Here is a 23,232-nt window from a genome sequence, read left to right as displayed (position 1 = left end):
CTGCCGGATATTCCACATCGGGCAAGCATCCAGGATAAATTCGGGTGGACGGCACATACAAGTCTCCCGGACGTTTCATGCCGAGCGCTTCGTGAGGGCGTACGTAATTAAACTCATGCCTGAAATGCTCCAGCAAAAGCTGCTGCTCGACTAAGTTTTTCCCTAAGGGCAACTCAAGTTTCAAGCTACGGTGCATTCGTTCATGGCGACCATTCTGGGCGGGTCTTCCCGGCATGGTTCGCTCGGGATAAATACCCAGCCGAATCCACCAAACTGCCAGTGTGGATATTCTTTCCAGGCCAGGAGAGGCGAACGGTACCCCGTTGTCCGAACGGATAACTTCCGGCATGCCGTACTCCTGAAAAAGCCTCTCAAAGGCCTGTTTTACAGGCTGRGTCATGATCTTGGGATGGGCCCTGCACGCTAAAATCAGCCGCGACGCATGGTCTGTGACGGTCAAAGGGAAGCACATCTGAGCATTAAGCATCTTGAACTGCCCTTTGTAGTCAGCACACCACGTCTTGTTAGGTTCGTCGGCCTTTCGCATTTGTGCGTGGGAAATGCTGTGTCGGCGTTTGAAGCGCCGCTTTTTGACGAGCCCAAGTCGGTCAAGCCATTGACCGGCCGTACTTGGAGAGGGCCAGGTGACGGAGGGATCTTCCAGCCGTAATAGCTCGAGAAGCTTTTTCGGCCCCCATTTATCGTGAGCCTCCTTCATCGCGACTACACGGGCCAAAATCTCGTCGTCGGTTTTATTTGGGCTGTTGTGAGGTCGCCGGGACAGTTCGGATAAAGACCTCAAATCGCCGTCGTGCCGGGCAATCCACTTATCGACGGTAGGTCGGCTAACGTCAAAGCGGCGTGCCAACTGGCTTTTGGTGAAGTTGCCAGAAAGCCAATCAGCTACCAGCTTGATTCTTTGATTCATGGGGGACTCTTGGTTCCAGGGCATGATCAGTTACCTCCTGATCATGCGTATTAGCCTGTAAACCATGTCCCCGGTTAGAAATGTAAACGATGTCCCCGGTTTGTACCGGGGCAAGCCCCCTCCCACCTGTTTAACCGCGTGCAGGCAACGATTATTCGATGAAGGTGACGACGCCACCTTCCAGCGACTTCACCCGCGCCAGCGACTCAACCCGATAACCCTGCGCATCCAACTCCGCACGGCCACCCTGGAACGACTTCTCGATCACAATCCCCAAGCCGGCAACGGTCGCACCGGCCTGCTTGATGATCGAAATCAGCGCTTGGGATGCCTTGCCGTTGGCCAGGAAGTCATCGATCACCAGTACGCGGTCGCTGCTGGTCAGGTGGCGCGGCGAGATCGCCACGGTGCTTTCGACTTTCTTGGTGAAGGAATACACCGTCGCCGACAGCAGGTTTTCGGTCAGGGTCAGGGACTGCTGCTTGCGGGCGAAAATCACCGGCACGCCCAGGTTCAGGCCCGTCATGATCGCCGGTGCGATGCCCGACGCTTCAATGGTGACGATCTTGGTGACGCCCGAGTCCTTGAACCGCGCGGCGAATTCGTCGCCGATCAGTTTCATCAGCGCCGGGTCGATCTGGTGATTCAGAAAGGCGTCGACCTTGAGTACCTGATCGGAAAGCACGATGCCTTCTTCGCGAATTTTCTTGTGCAGTGCTTCCACGGAAAGCTTCCTCTAATGGCGGGTTGTGCGCCGAAAGTAGATTGAAAAGTAGTCGATTCTAGCGCTTTAACATCGCGCGTATATCCGCCAGGGCGGTGTTGCCGCGAACGGCCTTCACCTCGGTCGGGGTGTCGTCATTGCCTTCCCAGGCCAGGTCATCCGGCGGCAGCTCGTCCAGGAAACGGCTGGGGGCACAATCGATGATTTCGCCGTATTGCTTGCGCTTGGCGGCAAAGGTGAAGGCCAGTGTCTGACGTGCGCGGGTAATGCCCACGTAGGCCAGGCGCCGTTCTTCCTCAATAGTGTCGGCTTCGATGCTGGAGCGGTGCGGGAGGATTTCCTCTTCCATGCCCATGATGAACACGTAGGGAAATTCCAGGCCCTTGGACGCATGCAAGGTCATCATCTGTACACCTTCGGCGCCGTCTTCCTCTTCCTGCTGACGCTCGAGCATGTCGCGCAGCACCAGCTTGCCGATGGCGTCCTCGACAGTCATTTCGCCGTCTTCGTCTTTTTCCAGGGTGTTCTTCAACGCTTCGATCAGGAACCAGACGTTGCCCATGCGGTAATCCGCGGCCTTGTCGCTGGAACTGTTGGTGCGCAGCCAGTTTTCATAGTCGATGTCCATGACCATGCTGCGCAGGGCGCTGATCGGGTCTTCGCCGGCGCACTGCTCACGTACCTTGTCCATGAAGCGCTTGAAGCGCGACAGGCGATCGGTGAAGCGCGTGTCCAGGTGTTCGCCCAGGCCGATTTCATCGGTGGCGGCGTACATCGAGATCTTGCGTTCGGTGGCGTAGTTGCCGAGCTTTTCCAGGGTGGTGGAACCAATCTCGCGGCGCGGCACGTTGATCACGCGCAGGAAGGCGTTGTCGTCGTCCGGGTTCACGATCAGGCGGAAGTAGGCCATCAGGTCCTTCACTTCCTGGCGTCCGAAAAAGCTGTTGCCGCCTGACAGCCGATACGGGACCTGGTGGTGCTGCAATTTCAGCTCGATCAGCTTGGCCTGGTAGTTGCCGCGATACAGGATCGCGAAGTCGCTGTAGGGGCGGTCGGTGCGCAGGTGCAGGCTGAGGATTTCCACCGCCACGCGCTCGGCTTCGGCGTCTTCGTTGCGGCAGCGGATCACGCGGATCTCATCGCCGTGGCCCATCTCGCTCCACAGTTGTTTTTCAAACTCGTGGGGGTTGTTCGAGATCAGCACGTTGGCGCAACGCAGGATGCGGCTGGTGGAGCGGTAGTTCTGCTCCAGCATCACCACTTTCAGGGACGGGTAGTCGTCCTTGAGCAGCATCAGGTTTTCCGGGCGGGCGCCGCGCCAGGCGTAGATCGACTGGTCGTCGTCGCCCACCACGGTGAACTGGTTGCGCGTACCGATCAGCAACTTCACCAGCAGGTATTGGCTGGCGTTGGTGTCCTGGTATTCGTCCACCAGCAGGTAGCGCACCTTGTTCTGCCACTTTTCGAGGATGTCGGCGTGTTCCTGGAACAGCTTCACCGGCAGCAGGATCAGGTCGTCGAAGTCCACCGCGTTGAACGCCTTGAGCGTGCGCTGGTAGTGGGTGTAGACGATGGCGGCGGTCTGTTCCTTGGGGTTGCGCGCGTTTTCCAGGGCTTCAGGCGGCAGGATCAGGTCGTTTTTCCAGGCGCCGATCATGTTCTTGATCTCGTCGACGCCGTCGTCGCCTGCGTATTCCTTCTGCATGATGTCGGTCATCAGGGCCTTGACGTCGGTCTCGTCGAAGATCGAGAAGCCCGGCTTGTAGCCCAGCCGCACATGCTCCTTGCGGATGATGTTCAGGCCCAGGTTGTGGAAGGTACATACCGTGAGACCACGGCCTTCGCCACCCTTGAGCAGGGTGCCGACACGCTCTTTCATTTCCCGCGCGGCCTTGTTGGTAAAGGTCATGGCGACGATGTATTGGGCGCGGATGCCACAGTTCTGGATCAGGTGCGCGATCTTGCGGGTGATCACACTGGTCTTGCCGGAGCCTGCGCCGGCGAGCACCAATAGAGGGCCGCCGACGTAGTTCACGGCTTCTTGCTGCCGGGGATTGAGTCGGGACATACGGAATTCAGGGAGTCGTTGTTCAAAAGGGCGGGCATTTTAACAGGCTGGCAAGATTCTGCTGCCCTGGATCGACGGTGTGACGTACCACTCGATCTAAATTTGCCGGTTTTGCTACTTTGCCGCAGGATGTCTGGGTTTTTAAGACAATTGCTTACAGCCTGCGTATTTGATAACCACGATCATTGGTGATTATCAGGCCGCACGTCATAATGCCCGCCGCCAACGAATTTTTGCAGAGTCTAGGGAGCTAGCTTGTCTACGCCTGTCGAACCCTTGCGTTTGCTGCTACTGGCCGATACGCCTGAGTGGGCAGCGTTGTTGCGCGAGTGCCTGGCGCCGATGGGCGATGGGGCTGTGCTGATCAGCGCGCCAAACTGGGACTCGGTGAGTCGTCTGTTCGATGACGACGACAGCGCAGTGCTGTTGACCATGCCCAGCCTGCAACCCGGCCCTGGCCGTTGCAGCTTGCCGTGCGTGTTGTTGTTGGAGCAGGAGCCGCTGGTTCCGCCACTGGGCGTCAGTGACTGGCTGATCCGCAATGCGCTGGACGCCGACACGTTGCGTCGTTGCCTGCGCCATGTGCGTGAGCGGGGGGTGCTGGAAAACACCCTGCAACGCCTGGCCGAGCAGGACCCGCTCACCGGCATCGCCAACCGCCAGGGCTTCCAGACCCTGCTGGCCGCACGGTTGGCCGAGAACGAAGGTCGCGGCCTGGCCCTCGGTCACCTGGACCTCGATAATTTCCGCCATGCCAACGATGCCCTCGGCCACCAGGCCGGCGACCGCCTGATCCTGCAAGTGGTCTCGCGGCTCAAGAGCCAGCTGGAAGCCGGCGATCAACTGGCGCGCCTGGGCAGCGACGAATTCGCCCTGCTGATCGATACGCGCCGCGCGCCCCAGCGTGCGGAGTGGATGGCCGAGCGCATCACCGAAGCCATGGCCGAGCCGTATTGGGTGGATGGCGAAAGCCTGCTGATCGGCTGCAGCCTGGGCGTGGCCCATGCCCGCGCCCGTGCCGGCGCCGACCCGCTGATGTGGCACGCCCATATCGCCATGCAGCAAGCCAAGAGCACCCAGGGCTGTACCTTTCATATCTTCAACGAACGCATCAACCGCAACGCGCGCAGCCTGGCCGACCTGGAAAGCGAGCTGCGCCGTGCCTTGCGCCGTGATGAGCTGGAGCTGCATTACCAGCCGCGCCTCGACCTCGACGACGGGCATATCGTCGGCCTGGAAGCCCTGGTGCGCTGGCGCCACGGCGAGCGCGGCCTGTTGCCGCCGAGTGAATTCGTGCCCCTGGCCGAACAGAGCGGCCTGATTGTACCGTTGGGTTACTGGGTGATTTCCCGGGCCCTGCGTGACATGCAAGACCTGCGCGAACGCGGCCTGCCGCCGCTGCATATGGCGGTCAACCTGTCGTTTCGCCAGTTCCAGGACAGCCAGCTGCTTTCTACACTGAGCCGGCTGATCAGCGAGCGCGGCGTGGAAGCGCAATGGTTGGAGTTCGAACTGACCGAAACCGCCGTGATGCGCCGCAGTGACCTGGTCAAGCAGACCATGGACGCCCTTGGTCGCCTGGGTGTGCGGTTTTCCCTGGATGACTTCGGTACCGGTTTCTCGTCGTTTGTGCACCTCAACAGCCTGCCGATTGCCTTGTTGAAGATCGACAAAAGCTTTGTCGGCGGCATGGAGGAGCGCGAAGAGAACCGCAAACTGGTGCACGCGATGATCAACCTGGCGCACAACCTCAATCTGGAAGTGGTGGCCGAAGGTGTGGAAACCCCCGAGCAACTGGCGCTATTGCGGCTGTTCGGCTGCGACCAGGCCCAGGGTTACCTGATCAGCAAGCCGCTGCCGTTGCCGGAGCTGGTGGAATACCTGACCTTCGGCGACGGCAAGCACACCCGCGTGAGCGAGGGTCTCTAGTCGGCCTGTACCGCCTGAAAGCCGGTGTCGGCTTCGGGCGCCGGGCCTTCCCGGCGAATCATCCGCTTCATCTTCGCTTCAAACGCCCAGGTCAGGCTTATCGCGGCGCAGGCCAGTCCCAGTGCCAGGCCCCACCACACGCCGGTTGGCCCCCAGCCCAACGTGAAAGCCATCAGCCAGGCCGAGGGTGCGCCAATCAACCAGTAGCAGCCCGCACCGATCAGGAACGTGGTCTTGGCGTCCTTGAGCCCGCGAATGCAACCCATGGCGATGGTTTGCACGCCGTCGAACAGCTCGAACCACGCGGCGACGGCCAGCAGGCTCACGGCCAGGACGATCACGTCGTGGAACGCCGGGTTGTCGTGGTCGATCAGCAGTCCTATGAGCGGCTCGGAAAACAGCCACAGCACCGCCGCGAATCCCAGCATTATCGCCGCGCCAAAGCCTATGCCGACACGCCCGGCCATGCGTGCGTGCACCAACTGTCCGGCGCCATAATGCTGGCCGATGCGCATGGTCACCGCGTAGGACATCCCCGCCGGCACCATAAAGGCCACCGATACGATTTGCAGGGCGATCTGGTGCGCTGCCAACTGCGTGCTGCCCATGGTGCCCATGCACAGGGCTGCAAAGGCAAACAGCCCGACCTCCACCGCATAGGTGCCGCCGATCGGCAGGCCCAGGCGCCACAACTCGCGCAGATATTGGGTGTTGAGGTGCAGCAGCCCTGTACTCAGCGGGTAGGCGGCATAGGCCCGGTTGCTGCGGATGTACCACATCAACGCCAGCGCCATGCTGTTGGCGACAATCGCCGTGACCAGGCCGATGCCCATCAAGCCGAGCTTGGGCAGGCCGAACATGCCTTCGATCAGTGCGTGGTTGAGCAGGTAGTTGACCACTGTACCGCCGAGGCTGATCACCATCACCGGAGTGGCTTTGCCGATGGCGCTGGTAAAGCCGCGCAGGGCCATGAAGCTCAGGTAGCCGGGCAGGGCAAACGGCAGCATGGTCAGAAATTGCCCGGCCGAATGTACGTTGGTCTCGGTCTGGCCGAACATCAGCAGCACCGGCTTGAGGTTCCACAGCAGCAGGGCCGCCGCCAGGGCCATCAGCCAGGCCAGCCACAGCCCGGCCTGGGTCAGGCGGGTGGCACCTTCGATATCGCCCGCGCCGTGGCGGATCGCAACCAAGGTGCCCACGGCGGCAATCACGCCGATACAGAAAATCGCGACGAACGAATAGCTTGCGGCACCCAGGCCGCCACCGGCCAGGGCTTCGGGGCTCAGGCGCGCCATCATCAGGGTGTCGGTCAACACCATCAGCATGTGCGCCAACTGTGAGGCAATCAACGGCCCTGACAGCCGCAGAATGGCCCAGAGTTCGGTACGTGCCGGATGCTGCATGATCATCACGCTCAAAAAGTCAGAGGGTTGGGGAAGGGCTGATTCTCGGCGCTCTCAGCCCATTGCACAAAGGGATAAATGCGATCGTTTGCATGATTAAAACTCATGCTTGATTGATTCTGGTAGGGTTTCAGTATTGCGCTGTCGGAGCTTTCCTCATGTCTCGTCGTCTTCCTCCTCTTTATGCCTTGCGCGCGTTTGAAGCGGCCTCCCGACACAGCTCTTTCACCCGCGCGGCCGAGGAGTTGTCGATCACCCAAAGTGCGGTGAGCCGACATATCCGCACGCTTGAAGAGCATTTCGCCTGCCGGCTGTTCCAGCGCAATGGCCGCACCTTGCAGCTCACTGAAGCGGCGCGTCTGTTGTTGCCCGGTGTGCGCGAAGGGTTCGCGGCGCTGGAGCGCGCCTGCCATACCTTGAATGCCGAAGATGACATCCTGCGCATGAAGGCCCCCTCCACATTGACCATGCGCTGGCTGCTGGCGCGACTCAGCCGCTTCCGGGCGCTGCAGCCGGGCAATGAGGTGCAACTGACCAGCGCCTGGATGAGCGTGGACGAGGTGGACTTCAACCAGGAGCCGTTCGATTGCGCGGTGTTATTGAGCTACGGGCATTTTCCAGCGGATTGGGAAGCCAGCTATCTGTTCCCCGAGCTGTTGATACCGGTGGGTGCACCGAACCTGTTGAACGACGGTCCTTGGGACGTGACTCGCCTGGCCGGCGCCGAGTTACTGCACCCCACACCCGACCGCCGAGACTGGCGCAATTGGCTGGAGCGCATGGGGCTATCGTCCCAGGTGTCGCTCAAAGGCGGGCAGGTGTTCGATACCTTGGAGCTGGGCATGATCGCCGCCGCCCGCGGTTATGGCGTGTCGATGGGCGACCTGCTGATGGTGGCCGAGGATGTGGCGCAGGGACGCTTGAGCTTGCCGTGGCCGACTGCGGTAGCGAGTGGGGAAAATTACTATTTGGTGTGGCCGAAAACCCGTCCAGGGGGTGAGCGCTTGCGGCGTCTGGCGGATTTCCTCCAGAGCGAGGTGCAGGCCATGGTTTTACCCGACGTCGAACGGCTCAATTGAGGGGTTTTGACTCAGCGACGCAACCGTTTGCGTGATACCCCTGCGCTTCGCTCAAGTATTGCAAAACGCCGCCGAAGTAGGTGTGTTGGAACCATCGTGCACCAACGTTTCCCACCAGATAATTTGCCGAGCAGCGCTATGAGATCAGGATGATCCTGGCCTCGGCCAGGAGCTGTCATGTCTCAACCTCGCGCCCGGATTGCCTCCCAGTTAGGTCTCGCGTTAGCCGTGATTTTGGCTGTCGTCATCAGCGGCAGTACTGTTTTCGCCTTGCGTTCCCTCGATTCCGCCAACCTCGATACCCGCGAGGAGCACCTGGCCAGCGAGGCGCGCTTGCTTGCCGACCAACTCAATACCTTCCACAGCACGTTGCGCGAGAGCACCCAGCGTTTGAGCGGGCTGTTTGAAAAACGTTTCGGTGCCGGGTTGAGCGTGCATGTGGACCAACCCGTGAGCGTGGCCGGTGTTCAGACGCCCAGCCTGTACCTGGGCAACGAGGTGTTGAACAACAACTTTGATGAGGTGGACGAGTTCAAGCAAATGTCTGGCGGCGTGGCCACCGTATTTGTGCGCAGTGGCGACGACTTCATCCGTATCAGCACGTCCCTGACCAAGCAGGATGGCAACCGCGCCATCGGCACCGTCCTCGACCGTCAGGGCCCGGCCTACCAGCGCGTTGTGGGTGGGCAGACCTACATCGGCAGGGCGGTGTTGTTCGATCGTTCCTACATGACCCAGTACAGCCCGGTGCGTGACAGCGGCGGTAAGGTTATCGCCGTGCTGTTCATCGGTTTTGACTACACCGATGCGCAGAATGCCCAATTCGAAAACCTCAAGCGCTTCCGAATTGGCCAGACCGGCTCCCTTGCACTGCTGGATGAGCAAAAGCACTGGCTAGTGGCACCCGCCGGCGTGCAGGCGTTGGATCAATCGGTGCCGGTGATGCTGGACCTGGCCAAGACCCCGGGCAAAGGTCGCTTCTGGAGCGACAAGAACGAAGATTTCTATAGCGTTTCGGTACCGTTCGAAGGCGGCCCGTGGGCCGTGGTCGCGAGCATGCCGAAAGCTGAAATCCGCGCGGTGACCTGGGCCGTGGGGATTCGCCTGGTGATCGGCAGCGTGCTGGCGATGTTGCTGGCGGTGGGCGCCACGGTCTGGCTGCTGCGCAGCAAGCTGCAACCGCTGAGTGACTTGGTACACCAGGCCGAAGCCTTGGGTGCGGGCGACTTGAGCGCACGCCTCAACGTATCCAGCCATGACGAAATCGGCCAACTGGCGCGCAGCTTCAATCAGATGGGTGAAGCGCTGTCGACGATGGTTTCCCATATCCGCAAGGCGGCCGAGGAGGTCAATAGTCGGGCCCAGGCGTTGTCCGGTCTGTCCGGTGGGGCCTATGACGGCATGGAGCAGCAGTCCGGCGAAATCACCAGCATGGCCGGCGCGGTGGAAGAGTTCAGTGCCACCTCGCTGAACATTGCCGACAACATGGGCAACACCGAGCGCCTGGCCCAAGAAAATGCCCAGCAAACCCGCATTGGTCGCAATTCGATGCAGGAGGCGTCGTCGTCGCTGGAACATATCGCGACCGCGCTGAACAGCACGGCCACAGTGATCAATACCCTGGGCCAGCGCTCCCAGGAAATCGGCGGCATCGTCGGTGTGATCACGTCCATCGCCGAACAGACCAACCTGTTGGCGCTCAACGCGGCCATCGAGGCTGCACGCGCCGGTGAACAGGGCCGTGGGTTTGCCGTGGTGGCTGATGAAGTACGCAACCTGGCATCGCGCACCCGCGAAGCCACCGATGAAATTTCCGGGATGATCCAGAGCATCCAGCGGGAAACCGGTAACGCCATCAACACTATGGAACACGGCAACACGCTGATGCAGGAAGGCTTGTCGCGCAACGCCGACGTAGCCTCGGCCCTGGCGCGCATTGATGAGCAGAGCCGCTCGGCCGGCCAGCAATTCGCCGCGATCACCACCGCCACCCAAGAGCAGAGCAGCACCGCGACCTTGCTCAGCAGCAACTTGCAGAGCATTGCGCTGGCCAACAGCGAGCAACGTGAAGTGGTGTCCAACCTGGCGATTACCGCCAAGGAACTGGAGACGTTGGCGGCGAGCCTGCGCCATGAGGTGGATCGCTTTCTCTGAGCCACCGTTTTCCAAGATGTGGGAGGCTTGCCCCCTTCCACATTTGGCGCTGCGCCAAGCTTAAGTGATCGCCGCCGGGCGGTATTGCAGGGCCTCTTTCAGGTGGTCGCGGGTGATGGTCTCTACCTGATCCAGATCCGCCAGGGTGCGCGCCACCTTGAGCAGTCGATGGGCCGCGCGCAGCGATAGGGTCAGTCGTTCACAGGCCGTTTCCAGCCAGTTTTCATCCACCTTCGTGAGCTTGCAGTGCTCGCGCAGCCCCGGCAGATCAAGAAAGGCATTCGCACAGCCCTGGCGCTTTTGCTGATGCTCGCGAGCCTGGGCGACCCGCGCTGAGGCATGGGCGGTATCCTCGCCCGCCTGTTGGATCGGGTTCAGTGCCGTCGTTTCCCTCGCCACGGTCAGGTGCAAGTCAATCCGGTCCAGCAGCGGCCCCGAGAGCTTGTTGCGATACCGCTGAATCTGCTCCGGCGTACAACGACAGCGCCCGCTGGGTTCGCCCATATAGCCGCAAGGGCAGGGGTTCATCGCCGCCACCAGTTGAAAGCGTGCCGGGAAACTTACGCGGTCGCGGGCGCGGGAAATCACGATATGCCCCGACTCCAGCGGTTCGCGCAAAACCTCCAGCACCTTGCGATCAAACTCCGGCAGCTCATCCAGGAACAGCACGCCATGGTGAGCCAGGGTGATTTCCCCAGGCTGTGGTTTCGAGCCGCTGTAGGCTTTCGAAATACATGATAAGTAGCTACGCTAGAGGCCGCTATTGGCCATCAAAACCTTCTGAAATTACTGAGAAGCTTGTCGGTAATAAATGAGACCAGATAGAAAATGATCGGAAATAGATGCGACCAGATTAAGCCGGTTCGGAAGATCAAGCCGACTCGCCGCAGCATTTCAGGAGTGATGGCTTTCAAAGGGCTAGGTGGGGTCGCTTTTGAGTCGTCATTGGAAAGAGACTTTCTGAAGCGTATGCGCTTCTCTCACCAGGTTGAGTCGGTTATCTCCCAACCGGTCGAGGTTCCTTTCTCCGACTCCCTAGGACGCCCGCAGATCTACACGCCTGATTATCTTGTTTTTTACCACCAGCAGAACTTGCCTTACTTTGGCGTGCTACGGCCGCTGCTTGTGGAGGTAAAACCGAGGGAACAATGGGTAGAGAACTGGCGAGCCTGGTCAGGCAAGTGGAAGGAAGCACGCCGGTTGGCTCGTAGCCAGGGGTGGCAGTTCCGCATTTATGACGAGTCGCGGATTCGTGGCCTTCCGCTCGAAAACATTGTGTTCCTCGAGCGCTTTGAGCGAATGATCTTTGAACAAAGTGACATCGATACAGTGCTGAATACGCTGCACGAGATGGAAGTTGCTCCGGTGCACTACCTCCTGGCACGGCATTTCAACGGTATTTTCCGCGATCGGGGCGTATCGCTACTGTGGCACCTGATCGCCACGCGTCAGGTTGACTGCGACATTACTGAACCGCTGAATCATGACCTCGAACTCTGGGTGCCTGATCATGAAACTGTATGAAGACGACACCAGCGAGCATCTGGTCCCGTTTGAGCCCGTTCGGTCTCGCGTTGCCATTGAGGTCGGCGCGATGGTGCGGCGAGACAGGCAGGTCTACCGGATTGTTCAGATCTTGGATCTGCAAACGGTGATCGCGACGGAGGTCGAGACCGGTCGCAGTACGGCTCTACAGATTCTGGACCTTAGGGCTGTGGATGCGGAAAAACTGGACGGCCTATACGTTAACCACGATATCAGCAGCATCAGCTCAGATGCCTGGGCTATTGCGCAAAAGCGTTACTCCGCAATTCTGCCGTTGCTAGGCAACACGGTCTTATCCAAAGAAACCGTTGCGGCGCGTGCGAAGGCGACAGGAATCAGCCCGGCAACCCTTTATCGTTGGCTAGATCGCTACAATCGATGGAATGAGGTCTTGGCTCTCGTACCGCGCAAACGAGGATGGCGTGAGGGCAGTACGCGTCTTTCTGTTGAAGGAGAAAAGCTCGTACAAGAGGTGCTGGCTGATTACTACCTGACTGAGCAAAGGTACACGGTTCAGTCCACCATTTCGGAAGTCGAACGTAGAGCGCGAGTGCTAGACATTCAGCCTCCGGGTGCATCCGCCATCAGGGCCCGGATCCGACAGATTCCCGAGGTGGTGAAGCTTCGCCGGCGCGGATATGCCGAGCAGGCGAACAATAGACACACACCTTCAGTCGGTCAGTTTCCAGACGAAGGCTATCCCCTAGCCGTTGTGCAGATCGACCATACCCCGGTCAATCTCATTGTGGTGGACGAGCGCCATCGCAAGCCAATTGGTCGGCCATGGCTCACCCTTGCCATCGACATCTACTCCTGCATGATCGTTGGCTACTACTTGGCGTTCGAGTCGCCTTCCGAGACATCTGTGGCGATGTGCATCGCACATTCGATTTTGCCCAAGGAAGCCTGGCTGGCTGCCCACGACATCCGTGGAGAGTGGCCGGTATGGGGCTTTCCGCGCACGATTCACACTGATAACGGTGCAGACTTCAGGGCGCAGAACATCGTAGATTCTTGCAAGAACTACGGGATAGACAGCGTCTTCCGACCATCCAAGGTTCCAAAGTACGGTGGTCGAATTGAGCGGGTGCTTGGTACCTTCATGAGAATGGTGCACGAGCTACCGGGAACCACCTTCAGTAACCCTCAGGAGCGTGAGGGCTATGACTCGGATGCTAAAGCCGTTCTCACAATGGCGGAATTCGAGGTATGGCTGGTTCGGTCAATTCTGAAGTACCACCAGACCTACCATAAAAAGCTCCACATGAGCCCAGCTCGCAAGTGGCAGTTGGCATTCTTCGGCAATCGGGAGGTAGATCCCCTGATCAGCGTGCCGGCGCGACCGACGGATCCTTTGGCGGTACAGCTGGACTTCCTCCCATCTGTTCGCAGGACAGTGCAGACGTATGGTGTGCAGTGGGATCTGTTCTACTACTCCGAGGCGCTGCGTCATTGGATCAATCAAAAGGATCCCGCGACCGGAAAGGCTCTCAAACTGCTCTTCAGGCGGGATCCTAGGGATGTAAGCGTCATTTGGTTCTACGACCCTGTTCTGAAGCAATACTTTCGAGTGCCGGCCTCATACCAGGCATTTCCTGCGGTAACCCTCTGGGAGTATCACGCTGCCAAGGACAAAGCTGTCAGCGAAGGGCGCGAGAACATAGACGATGCGTTGATCGCCGAGTACGCCGTCGAAAACCGAAAGCTTGTCCAAGAGGCGTCCGCGAACAGCAAGAAAGCCCGCAAAGACGCTCAGAAGAGTCGTACCCACAGCAGGAAGGGTACGCCGGCCCAACCGAGCAAGCCCGTTGCGAAGCTGGTACTGGAGCCCATTCAGGAGGATTCTGACCTACTTATGCTTTCGGAGGTCGAATCGACAGGTGAAGTCGAATGAGCACATACGAACACATCCATTCTGATTTTCGACCGGTGTTGCAGCTGAGTGACCGGGAACGGATCCTTTTCATGGGAGAGGAGCGCTGGATCGGGTATGCATCGGCTCGTACGATCCTGGATACGCTTAATGACCTGATCGTCATGCCCAAGCGAGCGCGAATGCCTAATCTGCTGATTGTGGGCGATTCCAACAACGGCAAGACGACCATCATTCGGCGCTTCCAGAAAACGCATGGTGAAGGGTACGTCGACGAAAATGATGACCCGGTCCGCCCGTTGATTCTTGCGGAGGCACCTTCGGCTGCTGACGAGAAGGCGCTGTATGTGGCTTTGTTGGAGCAGCTATGGATGCCTTACAGAATCACGGATACCAAGTTGGCATTGCGTTACCAAGTGATCCATTCTTTCCGTGAGCTCAGGGTCAGAATGCTGATCATTGATGAGTTTCATTCGTTGCTGACGGGCTCTGCGATCAAGCAACGTGAGGTGATGAACGCCTTGAAGTCGCTCTGCAATGAACTGGTAATACCGATCATTGGCGTCGGAACAACGGATGCCGTTCGTATCCTTCATCATGACCCACAACATGCCAGTCGCTTCGATGTCATCAAACTCGATCAGTGGAAGCTTGATCCCGAATTCCAGCGCATACTCAAAGGGTTTGAGTCGGTACTGCCGCTGAAGAAGCCCTCTGGGTTGGCACATCCAGACAAAGCTCGGCGTATACACGCCATTTCCGGCGGAAATCTCGGGAATGTGCACCGCCTTCTGATGGAGTGTACGAAGCAGGCCATAGCTTCTGGTAAGGAGTGCATTGAGATAGAACTTATCGAGAGCATGTCATGGTTACGTCCTACTCGTGGCATCCGGGAGCAGGCCCTGTAAACTCGATCTGGCCTCTCAGTAAACCGCTGCTCGCCGACGAGCTTCTGACTTCGTGGATTGTCAGGATGGCACTTGCTCACGGCTGCTCCCCAGCAGCGTTGACCGCAATCGCATGGCCTGGCTTTAGAGCTTGGGCAAGTGACCTGGGTCGAACTGTGGCAGAGAATAGGCTTGCGGTTCTGAGCCGGCTGTCGGGTGTACCTTGCGCGAGTCTGCAGTTCGCTACCCTTGGGCATGCGATGTCTTCGATTGTGCATCGTCCGGACAGACTGCCGCGTGGGAATTGGCCATGGCTAACAGTGCTGGGCTGCAGAGGGGGGTATCATAGTGGGGGGCTGCAATGCTGCCCAGATTGCATTGCGCAATACAACTCGCGGTACTGCATTCAATCGCGCTTGGCCTGGCATACCTGCTGCCCTATCCATGGAGTAGAGCTTGTTGATCGGTGTGGACGTTGTCTGGCTCCTCTGCAGCCGGAGCAACTAAGAGCCGGTGCCATGTTCAGCGACTGCCATAGGTGCGGTGCTGCGTTAAGCGGTGGAGCTCGGAGCCCTGCTGCAGAAGCTGCGCTGGCTTTTCAGAGGTACGTAGACGAAAGCATTGGCCTGCGCCCCCTTTACGGAATATCGTCTCTCGATTTACGCGATTGGTTAGCTATCGCTCGAACCATGGTGAGTTTTGCCCAGGTAGCAATACGTCGCCATAGCGCTGCTGCCGGACGTTTCTTTCAATCACTGGGCATACCGCTTGAGTCCCTTCAACCGATCCCATTGGGTTTACCCTTTGAATACCTTTCTCCCGCTGAACGCTCTGTGCTGCTCAGCATCGTGTGGGTGATAATGTCAGCCGGGCCACGAACGTTTATCGAAGCAGCACGACATGAATCACTTCCAGCCTCGACTCTGCATTTCTCCCCCAGTAGTGCGCCCCCAGTTCTGCTGGATTTGGTCGCAGCACTGCGGTCGCCTGGACATCATTTGATGAGTGGTGTTGGCCGTGAACTTACCAGTAGCCCCGCGCAGACGCTGCGTATGTGGTTGCGACTGAAACGAAAGGTCAGACGACGTGGCATCTGTTGAGCATTTGGATCGCTGTGAATGCGACGGCTGTGGCCGTGCCATTGAGCAGCCCAAAAGGATTTACCAAGAAAAGCGCTATTGCGGGAACTGCTATCCACGGCTGTTCAAGCGTCGACTCTGTCCTGGCTGCGGCAATTTCTCCAGGCTTCCGACATTTGATAAGGCCGCTCGCTGCAGCGCCTGTTTGAGGAGTGGGCCATGTGCCCGATGCAACAAGGTCGATTTCAAAGTCGGGCGAATTACCCCATATGGGGCTGTGTGCAAGCCTTGCGCGGTGCACTTTCGTGAGTCGGCAATCTGCGAATCCTGCGGGACGCATTCACAGCGAGTAGCGAGGAATACGCTGACTGGCAAATTGCTCTGCCCAAAATGCAGTGGTCCTGCTGCCGAGACATGTCCTGACTGCCGGCGACATCGCGTACTGATTGCGGGATCTGATGGTCGCCGGCGCTGCAAGGTCTGCATCACAGCAGGTGTGCATGCGTGTGTGACTTGTCGTGTCAGTACACCAGCCGGGCGTGGCGAAGAATGTGAGCAATGCTATTGGGAGAGAACCTTCCACAAGCGCTTGGCAATTAACGTTGCCGGATTGAGCGTTCAATCCATGGCGCAGCGGTTTCAGCGATTCGGAAGTTGGGCTTTGCTTGAGCTTGGTCCCAAGGCGGGAGCCTTGAAGATCAACACTTATTACAAGTTCTTCAAAGAACTCGAAAACGTCTGGCAGGATGTGCCTCCGTACGTTGAATTGCTGCGGCATTTCTCGGCTGAAGGATTGCGCCGTGCACGCGTTCCCATGCGTTGGCTGAGCGAGCTCGACGGTTTAATGATGTGCGCGCTGGCCCGCGAAACAGATTCTGAGCAGCGACGTGTGCAGGGCATCATGGAGCAACCCCGAGAACTCTGGCCCGAGCAATTGATTGTCGGTTATTACCGCATGCTGCAAAGCCGCTTGGCGGCCGGTGACATTAGCCTAAGATCAACCAGGCTCGCTTTACGATCTGCCTCTGATTTGCTGGGACACTCGCGGCTGAAGGCCGGCGCCATGGTTGACCAGAAAGCGCTCGATAGTTATTGGCGTAAGTCGCCGGGGGCGGTGGCAAGTGTCACCGGGTTCATCGGGTACTTGAACAGGGTTTACAGCGCGGGACTGAACTCTCGTCCGGATGCGAATTGGGCAAGACAGCAGAAGCTAGCGAAACGCGAGCGAGAGCTTGTCGAGTTGCTGCCACAACGTGACGAGACAAGTGATTTTGAGTCTCGATGGATTGCTAAGGCCTTGGCCTATTTTCATGGTATCGGCAGGATCAGTCGCAAGGCACTGGTTTATGTTCCGGCAACCTATCAAGGGACTGCAGGATTCAACATTGAATGCCCACAAGGGGTGCTGTGGGTGCCATCAGCGGGCACCTATGAGCGACCCATCGTCGATTAAAGGGTAATCCATGGACTTAGCCATCTCTCTGTATTCTACCTGACCATCATGCAGCGCGGCCGCGGCCTGCGGAGAGTGTCCCGTCGCGGTAAGTCATCTATGACTCCAGAGTCCGGGGTAGTTATCTAGCACTGCCGTAGTTGCATGATCGCGTCCGCAATCGCTTTTGAATTTACATCCAGGGTTTCCATAGCTCCCACTGCATTGGCTGCAACACTCTCTACATCATTCTCAGAAAGCCACTTGGTGATTTCTTCGATCGCCGCGCCTAGGGCGTGCTGGTTGTGCAGGAGCAGTGTCAGAGCATCAGCCGTGGCGATCTTGCAATCTGAGTAGTCAGTCATGATGGTCGTCCTTGGAAAGAGCTTCTGGAAGCCTAGTTCATCTCGCCGGCTACAGCGGGGCGCTTCTCTAGGGAGTCGGTAGAGCTCCAAGATTAGACAAGCGCTAGATCAAGCTCACCAAATTTGTTGATGAGGATGTTCCGATAAAGAATTTCCTTGTCATGTTTGCCATGGTTAAAGGTGACGTATTCTTCTGGGTACAGCTTCTTGAGTTTGCTGAATACCCCTCTGTAGCCGGGAATCCTTCGGCATAGCTCGTTGACGAAATGCTTGAATGCCTCTTCATTTCCGCTGAACGTCATCAACAGCCCTGCAGATCCCGGAGGGATTTCACCTTCTTTCCCGTCCTTTCGCTGAACCTCGAAGCAAAAGAAATTGCCCTTGGTCGTCTTGATGCGGACGATCAATATTCCCCGCCGCAGTCCGGCGCTTCGGTCGAGATACAGCCAGGAGCGAACATCTGATGGAAGCTCCTCTTCGTTTTCGACCACGAGCTCAACGACACCGAGTGGCGGCTTACTGCTGAACCGTGCGAGGGGCGTGTACCAGTCAACGCGTAGGATCTTTTCCGGATTGTCAGCAGCGATTGATTTGAGTGCATTCCAGATGTCCATAAAAAAGCCTTGAGTTTCCAGCGCCACGTCAGGTGCTGTCTCATGCTCTGCATCCGATACGGTCTCAAGCTTGCCGACGTTCTTTCCACTTCCGGTGCCAGTACCTGCAGAAACTCCATCTGCCTTAGGTGGTGCTGGGCCAAGTGGACTTTTATTGGCTTTCACGACAGATTTTGATTTCTTCACTGGCCGTTTTTCGCCAAGCACTTTGAACGGCGCGGCTTTGGCCTCATAGATTTCGGCATGCCTATCGGGCTCAATCGTGGAACGCTCTTGGAGGAACTCCTCAAGGGCAGCGCTTTTGATCGGGCGCGGCAGCACGATTCTTCCCAGTCCATCCACGCCTTCGCTGCTGTCGAACTTCAGTTTTTGAAATTCAACTTCAGGACCTTTGGGCATGCTTGTTCCCATCAGATCCAAGCACAAAAAAGTTTTCCCGCCATTCAGCCATTTGCCCCGACCGAGGATCTCACCATGACCTTCGAACCATGGTTCGCATTTGAGGAGCATGGGCTTGCCTGGTGCTTGGGACATGAATTGCGAATTCACCCTTTTTACAACGCTAGCCGTGTGCGGGTCGTAGAGAATATGAGCCAGGAACACTGCGTCGAAGAAGCGCATTCTCGGGCCTGGGCGAACTAGCCAAACGGGCAGATTACGCTCTGCTTTCGGGTTTTGATAAAGAACGTTAAAAACATCGTCCCAACGTAAATTCGCAAGCGTCCTGCAGATTTCCATGTTTCTGGCATAGGCACGTACGAAGTACTCTGTGCAGGGGATCAATAGGTTTTTATCATCATCTAACGAGAAGTCGAGAAGCTTGCAGGCATCTTCGTTTTCCCTGAGTAACGGATACTCCTCATCTGCGAAGAGTTTTCCTTGATCTGCGGCGATGAGCTCTCTGCGTGAAGTAATCCGCCGTTTTTCTGTGCTGAAGTTTACCGCGAGCCTTGCGGTGGCAAGCTTGGTGTCTGAGATGCAGTGGCCATTGCGCCAGATTGTGCCGACTCGGTAATGGGGGAGGCTGGTGAAGGGAACGTGGGCCACCTTAAATTCACCAGGGACGTTATCCTTCAGTTCGCGGAACAGTACGGCCGCAAGAGGGATAGACATCGCCCTGTTATTACGCATCACGGGGCCATACCACCAGACGATGTAGTCGCCTACCCAGTTTTGGGTTTTGCTATCAGGATTCCTGAGGTCTGGCCTTCGGTAGGCAAAATTGCAACGCGTAACTGCTCCGGTCACTGACCATTCTCTCCTGACTTGCAGCTCAACCCATTCCGCGCCTCATCGATAGCGCCGGCGTGCCACTTTTTTGACATCACTTTGCGGCGCCAGTGTATCTAGTCGTTTTGTTTCGCGCGATGAAAATTGGCGCCAGCGTTACGTCGGGAGCCTCTTCAAATCAACAGTAGCAGTCAACTCATCCATGGAGGCCACAAACGTGGGGCTGGGCATCTGTAATTGATGCTGTCGCGATGGGTGGTGGTGATGAAATTGGGGTAAATTTTAAAGAAATATGTATATATATACAGTTATCCTGTTTCAAGCTGCTCCTCCTCCTCGCCATCCAAAAATTTATGAGGTCTGAGGGCCCGTTAGTCGTAGGGCTAAAGCTTTAGCTATAGAGGAATTCGTGCCGTTCAGCAGTCGCTAGGGCGAGATTCTCATTTTATGATAGGATGTAGTCCATGTTTTTAATGCTTTCAACCCTTTAAATACGGCGGTTTGCGATGTCTGTGGACGAATGCGAGAAATTTAAGTTTGATTTAGCCCAGGTCGTTCGTCTTGCACTGGAAGAGAAGAGTGAAGACATTCGTCTCTTCGTAGCCAGGTTGGTGCGACAGTATCGAGGTACTGAACCCAGCCTGGCGCAGGAGTTGGCCGGGTTCCTGAAAACTAACGCTCCCAAGGCTGCGCCGACCGCAATGCGACGAACACGCGAGAGTGCAGAGACGGGCCGCAGCGCTTTACCAGTTGATGACGATTCGCAACTCGCTCTTTTGAAGCGCTTTGTCGAGACCGAATCTCTTCCAAAGCCTTTGCTTTCTAAAGACATCGAGCGAGCGTTGGAGCAAATCCTCAATGAACGAAAACAGATTGAAGAGCTTGCTGCGCGAGGTTTGGATCCAACCAAGTCGGCTGTTTTCGTTGGTGCACCAGGTGTAGGAAAGACGATTACAGCGCGTTGGATGGCAGCACAGCTTGGTGTCCCACTGTATGTTTTGGATCTGTCTGCTGTCATGAGTAGTCTTTTGGGACGAAGCGGCTCAAATCTGCGTAATGCACTTGATTATGCCAAGCGAACCCCATGCGTGCTCTTACTTGATGAGCTGGATGCGATTGCAAAGCGCCGTAGTGACGACAGCGACATCGGTGAGCTGAAACGGTTGGTAACGGTAATTCTCCAAGAGGTGGATGAATGGCCAGCAACTGGGCTTTTGCTTGCAGCCACCAATCACCCAGAGCTCATTGATCCTGCGTTATGGCGGCGATTCGACCTTGTCATCGAATTCGGCGCTCCTGAAGCAGGCGCGGTCGACGCAGCGATCCAGCGTTTTCTGGGGCCGGATCTCGATCTGTTTAAAGAATGGCTAGAAGTTCTTTCGTACTCTTTCCAAGGTGAATCGTTTAGTGATATTGAAAGGCTATTGCGACGAATGCGAAGGGGCCTTGTAGTCGGAGGAGGGAGTGCTGAAAGCCTAATTGAAGATCTTGTGAGGGCGAAATGTGCTTCTCTTGATCGACAGGCTCAGATTGACTTTGCGGTTTTGCTCGACGGCCATACTGGACTTTCTCAGCGGCGTGTCAGCGAAATCACGGGTGTCAGTCGCGATACCATTCGAAAACACAGACCGAGTACACGGATAGTTAGTGGGCGGTCATCAAGGGCGAGAAAGGATGCATGACTCAAACTAACTTTTTAATAGGCCGAGGCGAGTTGTTGACTCATGACATCAAGGGGCCGCGCCGAAATCCAGACAAATCTGAGGTTTACACCCTCAAGCAATCGCAAGATCGCTTATTTGACCAGGCTCGCGATACGGCTGTAGCTCTAGATGCGTTGCCTAAAGGCGCTTGTCCAAATGACTTCGGTGTCGCAAGGTTTGTACTCAATCCAAGCTACATTGCGCGTTCATTTTTTCCTTCCGATTTGTTTCGTGCCGTCGGTCTTAAATCGATAGGCAGCCGTAGGGTGACAATTCGTCCGGATGGATGGAAACGTAAGGGCGATCCAAGAGAATGTTCCACAACAGAAATATTCGTAGCCGGCAAGCGTCAGGCCTTTCGCTCGTTAAGTGATTGGATGCTCGATGTCGACTCGGAGTCTGATGAGGCCTTGGATCTACGTCGCATTGAGCAAATTGGAGTTTTTGAGCCATCGCAACGAGTCGCTGACGCGGGTACTGAGAAAGATCGTTTTTATGAGGTCGGAATTCACCTACTGGCCGATGATGGGAGCAATTTCATTCAGCAGGCCTTTACTGAATTCGCTGCAGAGCTCGGCGTTAAAATTCATCAGGATCTGAGCTTTCAGGCAGGTACGTTGTGGTTCGTACCGGTCGAGGGAGCTCAAGAGAAGGTCCTCAGCTTATCGAGATTTGTATTTGTACGGGTCGTTCGGCCTGTGCCGAAGATGCGAGGACTTTTGCCGAGTGTTCGGCGTAGTGGACCTGCTATTGAGTGCTCTCTTCCCGCTCAAGATCCTTTGTCTTCTGATCCCCGGGTAGCCATTTTGGATGGCGGACTACCTAAGGTTCACCCCGTTGGGCGCTGGGTAAGAAATTATCGGGTTTTGGATCCATATTCTTCTGATGATCTCGATGGGCCTGAGCACGGGTTAGCTGCGACATCTGCTTTTTTATTTGGGGCCATTCAACCAGAGGAGATGGCTGAGCGGCCCTATTCCTATGTGGATCATTTACGTGTATTGGATGATGGTGCGAACAGTGAAGATCCTCTAGTCCTTTATCGTACTTTGGGGCATGTGGAAGAGGTTTTGCTCTCGCGCCAGTATGAGTTTATCAACCTCAGTATTGGCCCAGATGTCCCAATGGAGGACACCGAGGTTCACACTTGGACTTCTGTAATAGATGAGTTGCTGAGCGATGGTGAAACCTTCATGACCGTCGCGGTTGGAAACAACGGACTTCGAGACGCCTTTCTACGTTATGACAGAGTTCAGGTGCCTGCGGACTCCGTTAATGCAGTTGCAGTGGGAGCTACAAACAGTTCTGATGCAACTTGGCGGAGAGCCCGCTACAGTGCCAAGGGCCCAGGGCGAAGTCCAGGATTCATCAAACCGGATCTCATGGCTTTCGGTGGTTCAAGTAAAGAGTATTTTCACGCGTTAGTCCCAGGCGTACAGTCCGAGCTAGTACCGCTTCAAGGGACAAGCTTCGCTGCACCTAATGTTCTTCGAAGCGCGGTTGGAGTTCGAGCCGTACTAGGTGCGGGTCTTTCACCTCTCGCTATCAAAGCCCTTCTGATTCATGCTGCGGACACAAATGGTCATGAAACTGCTGAAGTTGGCTGGGGTAAAGTTCCTGAAGAGTTGATGGCGATCATTGCATGTCCGTCGGGCGTCGCTAGGATTGTGTATCAGGGGGAATTGAAACCTGGAAAATACTTACGAGCACCATTGCCTCTACCGGTTGGCGGGCTAACAGGAATGGTGAACGTTAAAGCTACCTTCACTTTTGCGAGCGCAACGGACCCCCAAGACTCTGCTTCATACACGCGGGCAGGGTTGGAGGTGACCTTTCGGCCAAATGAAGGGAGGGTCAAGGAAGGTAAGGCCAATGCGGAGCCTAAGTCTTTTTTCAAGAAAAAGAAGTTTGCGACGGAGGCAGAGCTTCGTTCGGATTCCGGTAAGTGGGAAACGGTACTGCATGATCAAAGTAGAATGCGAGGTACAAGTTTGGATGAGCCCGCGTTTGATATCCATTACAACGCTCGTGAGGGGGGCGGGGCTGCTGATCACGCGAAGAAAATCAGATACGCGTTGATTATCACGGTTGAAGCGCCGAAACATCCAGATCTGTATGCTGACATTTTGAGTGCCTACGCGAGAATACTTACGCCAATTCAACCGCAAGTCTCAATCCCAATCAGGGTTTGATTTTTTTATAACAAGGAGCTTGTAAGT

Annotated in this window: 16 protein-coding genes and 1 pseudogene; 10 read left to right on the top strand and 7 right to left on the bottom strand. The window is 56.7% G+C overall.

Annotated features, from left to right (window positions below; genetic code table 11):
- From F6S08_RS31310 to rep, 3 genes are all read right to left on the bottom strand, one after another.
- Window positions 1-952 (bottom strand): integrase core domain-containing protein (locus F6S08_RS31310; RefSeq protein WP_409999783.1); only part of this gene is annotated, 952 nt, incomplete at its 3' end.
- Window positions 953-1,079: 127 nt separating this feature from the next.
- Entirely contained in the window at window positions 1,080-1,652 is a 573-nt protein-coding gene (locus tag F6S08_RS31305; RefSeq protein ID WP_065948742.1) for a xanthine phosphoribosyltransferase, read from the bottom strand.
- Window positions 1,653-1,710: 58 nt separating this feature from the next.
- Window positions 1,711-3,720 carry a DNA helicase Rep gene (gene rep / locus F6S08_RS31300; RefSeq protein ID WP_027608306.1) on the bottom strand — a complete coding sequence of 670 codons (2,010 nt, stop codon included), beginning with the start codon at window positions 3,718-3,720 and terminating at the stop codon, window positions 1,711-1,713.
- A gap of 255 nt (window positions 3,721-3,975) precedes the next feature.
- Between rep and F6S08_RS31295 the strand changes: the two genes are divergently transcribed.
- The gene (locus F6S08_RS31295) at window positions 3,976-5,649 is read left to right on the top strand and encodes a putative bifunctional diguanylate cyclase/phosphodiesterase (RefSeq protein WP_065926694.1); all 1,674 of its coding nucleotides are present in this window, start codon (window positions 3,976-3,978) and stop codon (window positions 5,647-5,649) included.
- Here F6S08_RS31295 and F6S08_RS31290 read toward each other — a convergent pair.
- Complete coding sequence (locus tag F6S08_RS31290) at window positions 5,646-7,058, bottom strand: NorM family multidrug efflux MATE transporter (RefSeq protein WP_065926693.1); 1,413 nt, start codon at window positions 7,056-7,058, stop codon at window positions 5,646-5,648. The two genes, F6S08_RS31295 and F6S08_RS31290, sit on opposite strands and share 4 nt — an antisense overlap.
- Before the next feature lie 152 nt (window positions 7,059-7,210).
- Between F6S08_RS31290 and F6S08_RS31285 the strand changes: the two genes are divergently transcribed.
- Window positions 7,211-8,131, top strand: coding sequence for a LysR substrate-binding domain-containing protein (locus F6S08_RS31285; protein ID WP_065926692.1), 921 nt, complete (start codon window positions 7,211-7,213; stop codon window positions 8,129-8,131).
- Between the two features lie 177 nt (window positions 8,132-8,308).
- Complete coding sequence (locus F6S08_RS31280; RefSeq protein ID WP_315872751.1) at window positions 8,309-10,285, top strand: methyl-accepting chemotaxis protein; 1,977 nt, start codon at window positions 8,309-8,311, stop codon at window positions 10,283-10,285.
- A 60-nt stretch (window positions 10,286-10,345) separates the two neighbouring features.
- Here the strand turns inward: F6S08_RS31280 and F6S08_RS31275 are convergent.
- Window positions 10,346-10,999, bottom strand: a pseudogene (locus F6S08_RS31275) (ATP-binding protein); the annotation flags it as partial.
- Between the two features lie 255 nt (window positions 11,000-11,254).
- Between F6S08_RS31275 and F6S08_RS31270 the strand changes: the two are divergent.
- The 5 genes from F6S08_RS31270 (at window position 11,255) to F6S08_RS31255 (ending at window position 17,122) form a co-directional block, all read left to right on the top strand.
- Window positions 11,255-11,809: a TnsA endonuclease N-terminal domain-containing protein gene (locus F6S08_RS31270; protein WP_315872754.1), complete on the top strand. Its 555-nt coding sequence runs from the start codon at window positions 11,255-11,257 to the stop codon at window positions 11,807-11,809.
- Window positions 11,796-13,724 carry a helix-turn-helix domain-containing protein gene (locus tag F6S08_RS31265; RefSeq protein ID WP_248748487.1) on the top strand — a complete coding sequence of 643 codons (1,929 nt, stop codon included), beginning with the start codon at window positions 11,796-11,798 and terminating at the stop codon, window positions 13,722-13,724. The genes F6S08_RS31270 and F6S08_RS31265 overlap by 14 nt, the downstream gene beginning before the upstream one ends.
- Window positions 13,721-14,611, top strand: coding sequence for a TniB family NTP-binding protein (locus tag F6S08_RS31260; protein WP_248748488.1), 891 nt, complete (start codon window positions 13,721-13,723; stop codon window positions 14,609-14,611). The genes F6S08_RS31265 and F6S08_RS31260 overlap by 4 nt, the downstream gene beginning before the upstream one ends.
- Complete coding sequence (locus tag F6S08_RS31655) at window positions 14,569-15,690, top strand: TniQ family protein (protein ID WP_409999782.1); 1,122 nt, start codon at window positions 14,569-14,571, stop codon at window positions 15,688-15,690. The genes F6S08_RS31260 and F6S08_RS31655 overlap by 43 nt, the downstream gene beginning before the upstream one ends.
- A 670-nt stretch (window positions 15,691-16,360) precedes the next feature.
- Window positions 16,361-17,122, top strand: coding sequence for a hypothetical protein (locus F6S08_RS31255; protein ID WP_248748489.1), 762 nt, complete (start codon window positions 16,361-16,363; stop codon window positions 17,120-17,122).
- A 125-nt stretch (window positions 17,123-17,247) separates the two neighbouring features.
- On the opposite strand, the gene F6S08_RS31250 is transcribed toward F6S08_RS31255, so the two are convergent.
- Both F6S08_RS31250 and F6S08_RS31245 read right to left on the bottom strand, forming a co-directional pair.
- A complete protein-coding gene (locus F6S08_RS31250; RefSeq protein ID WP_248748490.1) occupies window positions 17,248-17,466 on the bottom strand; it encodes a hypothetical protein in 219 nt (72 codons plus the stop codon).
- A gap of 92 nt (window positions 17,467-17,558) precedes the next feature.
- Complete coding sequence (locus tag F6S08_RS31245) at window positions 17,559-19,328, bottom strand: hypothetical protein (protein WP_315872750.1); 1,770 nt, start codon at window positions 19,326-19,328, stop codon at window positions 17,559-17,561.
- Between the two features lie 488 nt (window positions 19,329-19,816).
- On the opposite strand from F6S08_RS31245, the gene F6S08_RS31240 reads away from it, so the two are divergent.
- Both F6S08_RS31240 and F6S08_RS31235 read left to right on the top strand, forming a co-directional pair.
- Window positions 19,817-20,992: an AAA family ATPase gene (locus tag F6S08_RS31240; RefSeq protein WP_248748491.1), complete on the top strand. Its 1,176-nt coding sequence runs from the start codon at window positions 19,817-19,819 to the stop codon at window positions 20,990-20,992.
- Entirely contained in the window at window positions 20,989-23,205 is a 2,217-nt protein-coding gene (locus F6S08_RS31235) for a S8 family peptidase (RefSeq protein ID WP_248748492.1), read from the top strand. The genes F6S08_RS31240 and F6S08_RS31235 overlap by 4 nt, the downstream gene beginning before the upstream one ends.
- Window positions 23,206-23,232: the final 27 nt, after the last annotated feature.

It is taken from the genome of Pseudomonas sp. JV449 (genome assembly GCF_032424295.1).
Lineage (GTDB): Bacteria > Pseudomonadota > Gammaproteobacteria > Pseudomonadales > Pseudomonadaceae > Aquipseudomonas > Aquipseudomonas marginalis.
Note: the sequence above shows the minus strand (reverse complement) of the source record. Positions and strands in the feature narration are given on the sequence as shown.

What these genes read in the sequence shown, in the direction of transcription:
- rep (WP_027608306.1), bottom strand. Translation starts at nt 3,720, where the DNA reads ATGTCCCGACTCAATCCCCGGCAGCAAGAAGCCGTGAACTACGTCGGC.
- F6S08_RS31290 (WP_065926693.1), bottom strand. Translation starts at nt 7,058, where the DNA reads ATGATCATGCAGCATCCGGCACGTACCGAACTCTGGGCCATTCTGCGG.
- F6S08_RS31285 (WP_065926692.1), top strand. Translation starts at nt 7,211, where the DNA reads ATGTCTCGTCGTCTTCCTCCTCTTTATGCCTTGCGCGCGTTTGAAGCG.
- F6S08_RS31280 (WP_315872751.1), top strand. Translation starts at nt 8,309, where the DNA reads ATGTCTCAACCTCGCGCCCGGATTGCCTCCCAGTTAGGTCTCGCGTTA.
- F6S08_RS31270 (WP_315872754.1), top strand. Translation starts at nt 11,255, where the DNA reads ATGCGCTTCTCTCACCAGGTTGAGTCGGTTATCTCCCAACCGGTCGAG.
- F6S08_RS31265 (WP_248748487.1), top strand. Translation starts at nt 11,796, where the DNA reads ATGAAACTGTATGAAGACGACACCAGCGAGCATCTGGTCCCGTTTGAG.
- F6S08_RS31260 (WP_248748488.1), top strand. Translation starts at nt 13,721, where the DNA reads ATGAGCACATACGAACACATCCATTCTGATTTTCGACCGGTGTTGCAG.
- F6S08_RS31655 (WP_409999782.1), top strand. Translation starts at nt 14,569, where the DNA reads ATGGTTACGTCCTACTCGTGGCATCCGGGAGCAGGCCCTGTAAACTCG.
- F6S08_RS31250 (WP_248748490.1), bottom strand. Translation starts at nt 17,466, where the DNA reads ATGACTGACTACTCAGATTGCAAGATCGCCACGGCTGATGCTCTGACA.
- F6S08_RS31240 (WP_248748491.1), top strand. Translation starts at nt 19,817, where the DNA reads ATGTCTGTGGACGAATGCGAGAAATTTAAGTTTGATTTAGCCCAGGTC.
- F6S08_RS31235 (WP_248748492.1), top strand. Translation starts at nt 20,989, where the DNA reads ATGACTCAAACTAACTTTTTAATAGGCCGAGGCGAGTTGTTGACTCAT.